General features: G+C 68.6%; 2 protein-coding genes. Both read right to left on the bottom strand.

Annotation, left to right across the window (positions count from 1 at the left end; genetic code table 11):
* Positions 1-147: 147 nt before the first annotated feature.
* On the bottom strand, positions 148-5,982 hold the full coding sequence (locus PV766_RS07975) for an amino acid adenylation domain-containing protein (protein ID WP_421096832.1): 5,835 nt from the start codon (positions 5,980-5,982) through the stop codon (positions 148-150).
* Positions 5,983-6,123: 141 nt separating this feature from the next.
* On the bottom strand, positions 6,124-11,943 hold the full coding sequence (locus tag PV766_RS07970; protein ID WP_421096831.1) for an amino acid adenylation domain-containing protein: 5,820 nt from the start codon (positions 11,941-11,943) through the stop codon (positions 6,124-6,126).
* Positions 11,944-12,087: the final 144 nt, after the last annotated feature.

Below are 12,087 nucleotides of genomic sequence, written 5' to 3'. Positions count from 1 at the left end.
GCGACCACCCGTTGTTACCGGGTGGTCAGTTGCCCCATTAGAGCATCGCGGGGCAAGGCGTCATGTTACGGCGAGCCTCGGGCACGCCCGCATGGGGCGACCCTCGGCGGTTCGCCCCATGCGGCAGAGATATCGAGTTCTTGCCGGTCAGCGCCCCGAATCGAGCCGTCGGCCGAGGGCGGGACCGATCACGGCCCAGGCCTTCCGGGTGGCGAGGTCCCAGTGGGAGACGGGGACCTCGCGCGTGGTCACCAGTCCGTTCACGAACGGATACCACGTCTCCGCGGATGACGCGGAGCGGTCGGCCTCGGCGACGAAGACCGTCAGGTCCCCGTCGTAGACCTCGGGTCGATGTGACGCGAGGAGGGTGTAGGAGTGACGCACACCCTCGACGATCCGTTCGATCCGCTCCGGGGTGAGTACGTCGAACGGGGCCGGTAGACCCTCGACGATCTTCTGCGCGTTCTCGGGGGTGAGCTCGGTGAAGGGCACCGAGGCCTCCGGGAAGTCCCCGCCGAAACCGAGGACCTCGGCGACGGTGGGTGCGGTCGCCCGCTCCGGAGCCGCAGCGCCTCGTGTCTCCGGGTAGGCGTCGAGCAGCGCGAGGGTCGGAACCTCCTGCCCGGCGCGGCGCAGTCGTATCGCGACGGCCTGGGCGAGGATGCCTCCCATCGACCAGCCGACGAGATGGTAGGGACCGTGAGGGTGGATCTCCCGGATACGCCGGGCGTACTCGTCCGCCCACGCATCGATGCTCGAGGGGAGAGCGCCACTCGCCCCGAGGGCGGGCGACTGCAGGCCGTAGACGGGACGGTCGCCCAGATACGGGACGAGACCGGCGAAACCCCATGCGAGTCCCGTCACGGGATGGATGCAGAACACCGGCGCACCCTCCCCACCGGCACGCAGGGGTAGAACGAGATCCAGGCCTGCGTCGCCGAGTGCGTCTCGCGCCGAGTCGCCGTGCGCATCGATCCGGGCGGCGAGTTCCTCGACGCCCGGATGAAGGAAGAGCCACGGCAACTCGACGTGGGCGTCGAGGACGTCCCGCAGGCGTGCGGCGACCTTCACGGCGCTGAGCGAGTTGCCCCCGATTCCGAAGAAGTCGTCGTCGAGACCCACGCGGTCCCGGGTACCGAGCACTTCCGCGTAGATCGAGGCGACGACCGTCTCCGTGCGGCCGCGCGGGGCGCGATACGGCGCCGAGGCGACCTCCGCTTCCGGAAGAGCCTTGCGGTCGACCTTGCCGTTGACGTTGAGCGGCAGCACGTCGAGCGTGACGAAGCCCTGGGGGACCATGTAGGACGGCAGGGTCCGGGTCAGTGCGGCGCGGATCGACGCGATGTCCGGGGATTCGGCGACGGGAACCACGAATGCCACGATCCGATCGCCGTTCTGCACGGTGACGACGGCGTCACGAACCTGCGGAAGCGCACGCAACGCCGATTCGATCTCCCCCAGTTCGATGCGGAAACCCCGCACCTTCACCTGGAAGTCGGCGCGATCGAGGTATTCGAGCGTGCCCGACAGCCCGTCCTCGTCGAACCGCCAGCGCACGACGTCGCCGGTGCGGTACAGACGCGTACCGGGTGCACCGAACGGGTTCGCCACGAACCGTTCGGAGGTGAGCTCGGGACGCCCGAGGTAACCGCGAGCGAGCTGGGCACCGGCGAGATACAGCTCTCCCGCGACACCCGGCGGCACCGGATGCAGGCGGTCGTCGAGGACGAACACCTGCGTGTTGGGGATCGGCGCCCCGATGGGCACGGATGTGTCCGCCGTCTCGGTGACTCGGTGAGCCGTCACCGAGACCGCCGCCTCGGTCGGACCGTAGAGGTTGACGAGGTCCGTGTCGGAGTGCTCGAGGGTGCGTTCCGCGGTGTCGATCGGAAGTACCTCGCCGATCGCCAGGACGCGTCGCAGCGAACCCGGCAGTTCTCCTTCTGCGTCGTCGAGCAGCGCATCGAGCATCGAGGGGACGACGTGCAGGGTCGTCACGTTCTCGCGGCGGATCAACTCGTTGAGGTAGGCGGGGTCACGGTGTCCGTCGGGCGACGCGACGACGAGCTTCGCACCCGAGGTGGGCGCCGACCAGAACTCCCACACCGACAGGTCGAAGGTCGCGGCGGTCTTGAGGAGGACCGCGTCCCCCTCGCCGAGCCGGTACTCGTTCTTCTTCCAGACCAGCTGATTGACGATCGCCTCGTGCGAGACGACGACTCCCTTCGGACGGCCGGTCGAGCCCGAGGTGTAGATCACATACGCCGCGTTCCCGGCGCGCAGGGGTGCGAGACGGTCGGAGTTCCGCAGGGCGCGACCGTCGTACGCGGCGAGATCGACCGTGTCGACCTCGATCGTCGGGCGGTCACCGGGGAGGTCGATCCGGTCGCGGCCGGTGGTGAGCACACACGCCGGGTCGGCCGACTCCACGATGTACTCGATCCGCTCGCGGGGATGGTCGGGGTCGAGCGGCAGGTACGCTCCACCGGCCTCGACGACGGCATACATCGCGACGACGAGATCGATCGAACGACGGATGGGGAGGGCGACGACCGTCTCGGGGCCGACTCCGTGTTCGATCAGCACCCGTGCGAGACGGCGTACCCGCGTGGCGAATTCACCGTAGGTGAGTTCGCCCTTCGCATCGACGAGCGCGCAGGCCGACGGTGTTGCGCGGACCTGGTCGGCGAACAGGTCGGCGAGGGTCCGGCCGGGGCCCACCGCGACCTGCTCGGCCTCCCATGCTTCGAGCATGGCGGCGAGCTGGTCGGGATCGTGCAGGTCGATATCGCCGACCACGACGTCCGCGTCGTCGGCGACGACCGACAGGATCCGCAGGTAACGGTCGACCATGCGGCGGACGGACGACTCGTCGAACAGGTCGGTGGCGTAACCGAATTCGATGTCGAACCCACCGGGTCCGCCGTTCACGCCGCGGTCGACGATCGTGACGTGGAGGTCGAACCGGACCGACGAGGACGAGGCGTCGAGCGGTTCGACCCGCAGGCCCGGCAACTCGAGCGCGTCGAGAGTGAAATTGTGGTACGACAGGCCCACTTGGAAGAGGGGATGGCGCGCCGGCGACCGAACCGGGTCGAGCACCTCCACGAGCCGCTCGAACGGGACGTCGGCGTGGTCGAAGGCCGCGATGTCCACTCGGCGCGCCTGGTCGAGCAGTTCGGTGAAGGACGCGCCGAGGTCGACGTCGGTGCGCAGGGCGAGCATGTTGACGAACATGCCCACGAGGTCGTCGAGTTCGGGTGCCGATCGGCCCGCGACGGGCGTCCCGATCACCACGTCGTGGGTGTTCGACAGTCGCGCCAGCAGCGCCGCGAGCGCGGCGTGGACGACCATGAACGGCGTCGTCCCGGTGCGGCGTGCCAGCGCGGTGATCGACTCGTAGGTGTCGCCGTCGAGTTCGGTGCGCACGGTGCCGCCGCCCGAGCCGAGGATGGCGGGGCGGACGTGGTCGGTGGCGAGGTCGAGGTGGTCGGGGATACCGGCGAGCGCTTCGGTCCAGTACGCCAGTTGTCGGCCGGCGACGGAGCCGGGATCGTCGTCGCTGCCGAGGACCTCGCGCTGCCACAGCGTGTAGTCGGCGTACTGCACCGGCAGCGGCGTCCACGCCGGCGGACGGCCTCCGGCGCGGGCGGTGTACGCGGTCACGAGATCGCGCACGAGCGGCGCGAGCGACGTGCCGTCACCGGCGATGTGGTGCATCACGAGCATGAGCACATGGTCGTCGGTTCCGGTCTCGAACAGGGCCGCGCGGACCGGCACCTCCGCGGTCACGTCGAATCCACGTCCGGCGACGGCCGCGAGCCGCTCGACCAGTGCCTCTGCCGGAATCTGCTCCACCGGCACGTCGACCGCGACCCTCCCGGGTTCGAGGATGCGCTGTTCCCCGGTGCCGTCGACCTCCGGGTAGACCGTGCGCAGGGTCTCGTGACGTTCGACGATGTCGGCGAACGCCGTACGCATCGCGTCGATGTCGAGCGTGCCCGCGAGCCGGACCGCCAGCGGAATGTTGTAGACGGCGGACTCGGGATCGAGGCGGTTGAGGAACCACATGCGCTGCTGGGCGTAGGACAGCGGCAGGCGTGCGGGTCTGGGCCGTGCGACGAGCGGCACCGTTCCGCCGGACGAGGTGGCGTCGAGACGGCCCGCGAGCCCCGCGACGGTCGGTTCCTCGAACAGCGCCGCGGCACCGACCGTGACTCCGAGACGTGTCCGGAGACGACCGGTGACGGAGGTCGCGAGCAGCGAGTTGCCGCCGAGATCGAAGAAGTTGTCGTCGAGCCCGACCCGGTCCACACCGAGCACGTCGGCGAACACCTCGGCGATCGCCCGTTCCGATACCGTCGCGGGGGAACGGAACTCGGTGGCCGTGATCTCGGGTTCCGGCAGGGCGGCGCGGTCGACCTTGCCGGACGGGGTGAGGGGAATCCGGTCGAGGACGACGACGGCTGCGGGAACCATGTACGCCGGAAGCAGGTCTGCGACGTGGCGGGTGAGGACATCCGCATCGAGCGCCGCGCCGGCCCCGTGCACGTACGCCACGAGACGTGTCTCCCCGGCAGGTGTCGGGCGGCCGAGGGTGACGGCGAAATCCACTCCGGGGAAGGACGACAGCGCCGCGTCGATTTCCCCGAGTTCGATGCGGAATCCGCGCACCTTCACCTGGAAGTCGTTGCGGCCCACGTAGACGATGCCCGCATCGGCGCTTTCGGGTCCGCGTACGACGTCACCGGTGCGGTACATCCGTGCGCCTCCGGCAGCCGCGACGAATCGTGTCGCCGTCAATCCGGGACGTCCGTGATAGCCGCGGGCCACGCCCGGACCCGAGACGTACAGTTCCCCCACGACACCTGCGGGAACCGGATGCAGACGCGAGTCCAGCACGGACTCCGACACGTTGCGGATCGGGGGCCCGATCGTCACCCGGTCGCCGGGAGCGAGTTCGTCCGAGATGTTCGACATGATCGTCGTCTCGGTGGGGCCGTAGCCGTTGAAGAATCGGCGTCCGAGAGCCCATCGCGTCACCAGTTCGGGCGGGCACGCCTCACCACCGACGACGACCGTGTTCAGCACGCCGAGCCCGGACGGGTCCACCGAGGACAACGCGGCCGGAGTGACGAAGGCGTGGGTGACCCCGTGTCGCAGAACGAATTCTGCGAATTCGCCACCGCCGAAGACCGAGCGCGGCGTCACGACCATGGTCGACGACGCCCCGACCGCCAGGAGCAGTTCGAGTACGGAAGCGTCGAAACTCGGCGATGCGAAGTGCAGGGTGCGCGAATCGGCCGTCAGGCCGTAGCGTTCGACCTGCTCCGCACAGAAGTTCGCGAGACCGGTGTGGGTGACGACCACACCCTTGGGCCGTCCGGTCGAACCGGACGTGTAGATGACGTAGGCGGCGTTGTCCGGTCGCAGCGGACCGCGTCGCTCGTCGAAGCCCACCGGGGTCGAGGCCAGCGCCTCCGCTTCGGACGACACGTCCGGTGCATCGATCCGCAGCCACTCGACGGTCTCCGGCAACGAGGAAGCGGTGTCCGAAAGGGTCAGTCCGGTAACAGCGCCGGAGTCGACCACCATGTGCTCGACCCGATCGGGCGGGTATGTGGGGTCGACGGGAACGAAGGCCGCGCCCGTCTTGGCGACGGCCCAGGTGGCGACCACCGATTCCGGCGACCGGACGAAAGCCAGCGCTACGACGTCCTCGGGGCCGATACCACGGCCGATCAGCAGTCGCGCCAGACGTGACGAAGCGGCGTCGAGTTCCGCGTAGGTCGTCGATCCCGATTCGGAGAGCATCGCGATACCGGAAGGATCGCGCTCGACCGCCGCGGCCAGCAGATGCGGGAGAAGCGCGGTCGCGGGACGGCGGCGTAGACGGTGCTTCCACCGGCGAGAACCGCGCTGTCGGTGAGCGTCTGCGGACACCGCCGGACTCGATTCCGGCCCGATTGCACTGGTGGTCATGCCCTCCCCGATCTCGCCGGGGGTACGCAGAACCAGACGTCGCGAGAGTTCGCGGCGCCCATCGATCGAGCATCCGTGTGGACTGGTCCCCGACTACCGGTCCACACCTGCCGATCGTGATCGAGTCTGGCACAGGCCGGGCTAGGGCTCCACTCGAACGGACGGACCGACTCCGTCTCCCCGGTTGCCCGACTGGGCAATTCGGACATTCTCACCGCAGGTGAACTTCGCCAGGATCGGCCCGATCTCACGGCATCCTTCATCGGAGGTGATGCCCCAGTGATCGACGTCCACGATGTGCCGCACCACGCGACCGGTGACGAACGGATCCCACTCCCGAAGCGAAGGCTGTTCCCGGCGGGAGGATTTCCCGGCCTCGACGAACAACATGTTCCCGTCGAACAGGCCCGGTGTGTGACCTTCGAGCACCTCGAAGGAGTGGGTTATGCCGCGCAGAATCCCGTCGAGGGGAAGCGACCCGAGCGCCGGCCCGTTGTCGTCGGCCGGGTTGTTTGTGAAACGAAACACACCTGCGGGTGGTGTGTCGCCACCCTGCCCGGCCCCCATCAGGCCTGCCATCGCGACCTCCGCCGGATCGACCCGATCGGTCAGGACGATCCGTACGTGCGCGTCGAGGAGGGTCAGCGACGAGACGATCGATCCCGCACGCTGCAACCGGACCGCCATCTCGTGGGCGATGACGCCACCCATCGACCAACCGACGAGGTGATACGGACCGGCGGGCCGGACTTCACGAACGGCCTCGACGTAGACGGCCGCCCATTCCTCGATGGACCCGGGTAGCGGCGCGTCACCCGACAGTGCCGGTGACTGCAGTCCGTAGACCGGGCGTCCGTCCTCCACATACTCGGCCAGCCCGGCGAAACTCCACGCCAGGCCGACGACGGGATGCACGAAGAACACCGGTGGACCATCGGCATCCGGTGTGCGCAGCGGTAGCACGATGTCGAAAGCCGCACTGCGTCCGTCCTCGCCGGTCGGGTCGGTGCGATCGATCCGTTCCGCGAGATCGGCGACCACAGGACTGTCGAAGATCCACTCGACCGGCACGGTGTGCCCCACCGTAGCCGCCAACTCGCCGTTGACGGCGATCGCGAGCAACGACGTACCGCCGAGTGCGAAGAAGTCGTCGTCCCGTCCCACTCGCTCGATCCGGAGCGTGCGAGCGAATGCCGACGCGACAGCTGCTTCGGTGTCCGTCCGTGGCGGACGGTACCGAGAGGCTTCGGCCCGCAGAACGGGAAGAGCATTGCGGTCGAGTTTTCCGGTGGTCCCCCGGGGCAGTCGGTCGAGCAGGCCGATCGCGGTCGGAATCATGTATCCCGGCAGCCGCTCGGTGAGGGCGGGTCGTAGCGCTTCCACGTCGAGGTCGGTGTCGTCGTCCGCCACGACGAAGGCCACCAGCCGGTCTCCCCGGTCCGCATCCTTCTGCACCGCCGCGGCGGCGGTGATCACCCCCGGGCACGAACGCAGCGCATCCTCGATCTCGGCGAGTTCGACCCGGAAACCGCGGATCTTCACCTGCTGGTCCCGACGTCCCACATACTCGAGTTCGGTGCCGGCCGAGGTCTCCACCCACCGCACGAGATCACCGGTGCGGTACAACCGTCCGTCGCCGAACGGGTCCGCGACGAACCGAGCGGCGGTCTCCGCCGTACGGCCGAGGTATCCGCGCGCAAGCTGTACCCCACCCAGATACAGCTCGCCCACGACCCCCACCGGAACCGGGTTCAGGCGCCCATCGAGCACACGCACGGTCGTGTTCCATGCGGGCACACCGATCGGAACGACATGCCGGTCGTCCTCCCGCACCTCGTGGGCAGTGACCGAGACGGTCGCCTCGGTGGGACCGTAGAGATTCGTCAGCACGGCATCCGAGCACTTCCGGAATCCCTCGGCCGAGGCGGGCGACAGCGCTTCCCCGATGGACAGCACCCGGCGCAACGAGGCGGGATATCCGCCGGTCGCTGCCGCGGTGAGCATATCGAGCATGGTCGGTACGGAGTGGAAGGTGGTGACCTCCTCCCGATCCATCAAGGCCAGCATCGCCGCAGGGTCGAGATACCGTCCGGGCGGCGGAACGACCAGGCATCCACCGGAAGTGAGCGCACCCCAGAACTCCCACACCGACAGATCGAAGGTCGGCGGTGTGTGCAGCACTGCCACTTCACGGTCGTCCGCTCCGAACCGGGAACGGATCCATTCCAGCTGGTTCACCACCGCCCGGTGCGGGACGACCACCCCCTTCGGTGTTCCCGTGGAGCCCGAGGTGAACAGCACGTAGGCCGCATTGTCGGGTGACAGCGGCGAAATCCGGTCCGCATCGGTGAAATCGTCCGCCGGCAGCTCTTCCCACGCCGGGTCGTCGATGTCGAACAGAACCGCGTCACGGGTATCGACCGTGCGGGTTGCGCCGGTGGTCTTCGACGAACGGAGAACGAGCGCGGGACGGGCGGTGTCCACGATCTGTTCGATCCGGCCGGGCGGCAGAGAAGGATCGAGGGGAACGTAGGCGCCGCCTGCCGTCGAGACGGCGAACATCGCGACGACGAGCTCGAGAGAGTTCGGCATCAGAAGTCCCACCCGGGTCTCGGGTCCGACACCTGCTGCGACGAGTGCGCGTGCCGTACGGTTCACCCGCGCAGCGAATTCCCGGTACGACGCTCGTCCGCCGGGGTGGACCACCGCGGTGGCCTCCCGGACACGGGATACGTTTCTGCGGAAGAGCTCCGGTAGCGTCTGCGCGTCGGCCGGGTGTCGCCGGCCGCCCGAGATGTGCAGGAGGCGGGTGCGTTGCGCGGGGTCGAGCATCTGTGCGTCGCCCACCGGCCGCGTGGGGTCGGTCACGAGGTCGCGAACCAGGCGCACGAACATGCCCGCGAGTGCCTGCGCGGTGGACTCCTCGAAGAGATCTGTCGCGTAGGTGAGCACACCGGCCAACCCGTCCACCACGCCCTCGCCGTCGTAGCGTTCGGCGAGGATCAGGTGCAGATCGAATTGGGAGACGTTCCTTTCCGCTACGAGACTTTCGGCCTCGAGACCCGGTAGGTCGAGATACGCGCGCGACAGGTTCTGGAAGGACAATCCGACCTGGAACAACGGGTGGTGCGCGAGAGACCGCACCGGATCGAGCACCTCGACGAGACGCTCGAACGGCACATCGGCGTGCGCGAACGCGGCGAGGTCCGCCTTCCGGACCCGGGAGAGCAGAGTGGAGAACGACTCCACGAGATCTACCTCGGCCCGGAAGACGATGGTGTTGACGAACATTCCGACGAGGTCGTCCAGTGCCGGGTCGTTCCGTCCCGCGACGGGAGTACCGACCACGATGTCGCGCATGCCGGACAGCCGGGAGAGCAGCACCGCGAACGCCGCGTGAACCACCATGAACGGCGTGGCGCCGTGATCCTGCGCAAGTGCCCGGAGCGCCGTGTGGACCTCCGTACCGATCGAGACATCCACGCTTGCACCACGATACGACTGCGCCTTCGGCCGCGGGTGATCGGCGGGAAGGTCGATCCGGTCGGGGATCCCGTCGAGGGCGCGACGCCAGAAATCCACCTGTCGGGAGGACATCGAGCCGGGGTCGGACTCGTCGCCGAGGATCTCGCGCTGCCACAGCGTGTAATCCGCGTACTGCACGGACAATTCGGGGAGCCGCGGTTCCGAACCGGAGAGTCGGGCGACGTAGCAAGCCGCAAGATCCCGGGTCAGCGGTCCCATCGAGTAGCCGTCGGCGGAGATGTGGTGCACCACGACGACGAGCACGTGCTCCTCCGGCGCCGTCCGGAGGAGTTCGACGAGGAACGGGACCTCACGGGTGACATCGAACCGAGTGGAGACGACCCGTTCGATCCTGCCGGCCAGCGCATCCGGCGAGATGTCGACCGGGACGAGCCCGGACCGCACCGAGTCCGCACCGAGAATGTGCTGTACGGGACGGCCGTCGACCTCCGGGTAGACCGTCCGCAACGACTCGTGCCTGGCCACGACGTCATCGATCGCACGGCCGAGCGCGTCTGCGTCGAGCGCTCCGGTGAACCGGACGACGACCGGAATGTTATAGGCCGCAGACGAATCGACACGGTTGAGGAACCACATGCGTTGCTGCGCCAACGACAACGGCACCCGCTCCGGACGCTCCCACGCCGACAACACCACAGTCCCGGCACCGCCACCGGCACCGGCACCGGCGGTCTCGGTACCCAGACGAGCCGCCAACTCCTGCACCGACGACGTCTCGAACACCACCGGCACCGCCACCCGATACCCCAACCGCGCCGACAACCGCGCCACCAACCGCGTCGCCGCCAACGAATTACCCCCCAGATCGACGAACGAATCGTCCAACCCGACCCGCTCGACCCCCAGAACCTGCGCCACCTCCTCGGCCACGGCCACCTCGACCACCGACCGCGGCGCCCGATACTCGGCCACCTCGAACACCGGCGCCGGCAACGCCGCCCGATCCACCTTCCCCACCGGCGTCAGCGGCACCTCGTCGAGCACCGTCACCGACGACGGCACCATGAACCCCGGCAACACCTCCCCCACCGACGCCCGCACCCGCACCGGATCGAGCACCGCCCCCGCCTCGGGCACCACATACGACACCAACACCGACTCCCCCGACGCCGACACCACCCCCACCGTCACCGCGAACCCGACCCCCGGCACCGCCGACAACACCGCATCGATCTCCCCCAACTCGATCCGGAACCCCCGGATCTTGACCTGGAAATCACTGCGCCCCACATACTCGAACACCCCATCGCCACCCCGACGCACCAGATCCCCCGTCCGGTACATCCGACCACCCGGGGTGAACGGATCGGCCACGAACCGCGCCGCGGTCAACCCGAACCGACCGTGATAACCCCGCGCCACCTGCGCCCCGGCCACATACAACTCACCGACCACACCCTCGGGCACCGGACGCAACCGCTCATCGAGCACGAACGCCCCCACCCCCGCGATCGCCGACCCGATCACCACCGGCGCATCGGGCACCAACTCCGCCGACGACGTCGCCAGAATCGTCGTCTCCGTCGGACCATAAGCATTGAAGAACCGCCGCCGACCCGGCACCGACCACCGCCGCACCAGATCCGGAGTGAACGACTCCCCCGCCACCACCACCACACGCAGAGCATCCAACCCGGCAGGATCCATCGACCCCAACGCACCCGGCGTCATGAACACATGCGACACCGACTGCGCGGCAATCACATCCGCCAGATCCGGACCACCACCGACCCCCGCCGGCGCCACCACCACCGTCGCCCCCGCCGAGAACCCCACCCCCAACTCGAGCAACGACACATCGAAACTCGGCGAACACACATGCAACACCCGCGACGAGGAATCGACCCCGAAATGCTCACGCTCGGCCGCGATCACCCCACCGACACCGGCATGCGAGACCACCACACCCTTCGGCCGCCCCGTCGACCCCGAGGTATAGATCATCCACGCCGCATCCGACGGCTCGAGCGACCGCACCCGATCCGCATACGAGATCGGCCGCGACGACAACCCCCGCACCTGCGCCGCCACCGACACCTCATCGACCGCCACCACCGGCACCGACCCCGCCGCCCCGGCCACCACCGACGACACCGACGACACCGTCAACGCCACCACCGCACCCGAATCGGCCACCATGAACTGCACCCGCTCGGCCGGATAACCCGGATCCACCGGCACGAACGTCGCCCCCGACTTCGCCACCGCCCACAACACCACCACCGACTCGAGCGACCGCGGCACCGCCACCACCACCGCATCCCCCGGCCCCACCCCACGACCGATCAACCACCGCGCCCACCGCGACGACACCGCATCGAGCTCCCGATACGACAACGACCGAGAACCCTCCACCACCGCCACCGCATCACCGGCCGACTCCACCGCCGACACCAACAACTGCGGCAACAACACACCACGACGACCACGCCCACGCCGCTCCGGGCGGGGTCCGCCGGACCGGCGACCACTCCGCGACTGTGTCGCGGCTCCTCCGAACCTGTCGATTCCTCGTTCGGACCCCGCCTCGGCCACGTGACAACTCCTCCCCGTCGGAGC

The organism is Rhodococcus sp. As11, from assembly GCF_048957735.1.
In the GTDB taxonomy this organism is placed as follows: domain Bacteria; phylum Actinomycetota; class Actinomycetes; order Mycobacteriales; family Mycobacteriaceae; genus Rhodococcus; species Rhodococcus gordoniae.
This window is presented reverse-complemented; position numbering and strand designations above follow the sequence as displayed.

What these genes read in the sequence shown, in the direction of transcription:
- PV766_RS07975 (WP_421096832.1), bottom strand. Translation starts at nt 5,982, where the DNA reads ATGACCACCAGTGCAATCGGGCCGGAATCGAGTCCGGCGGTGTCCGCA.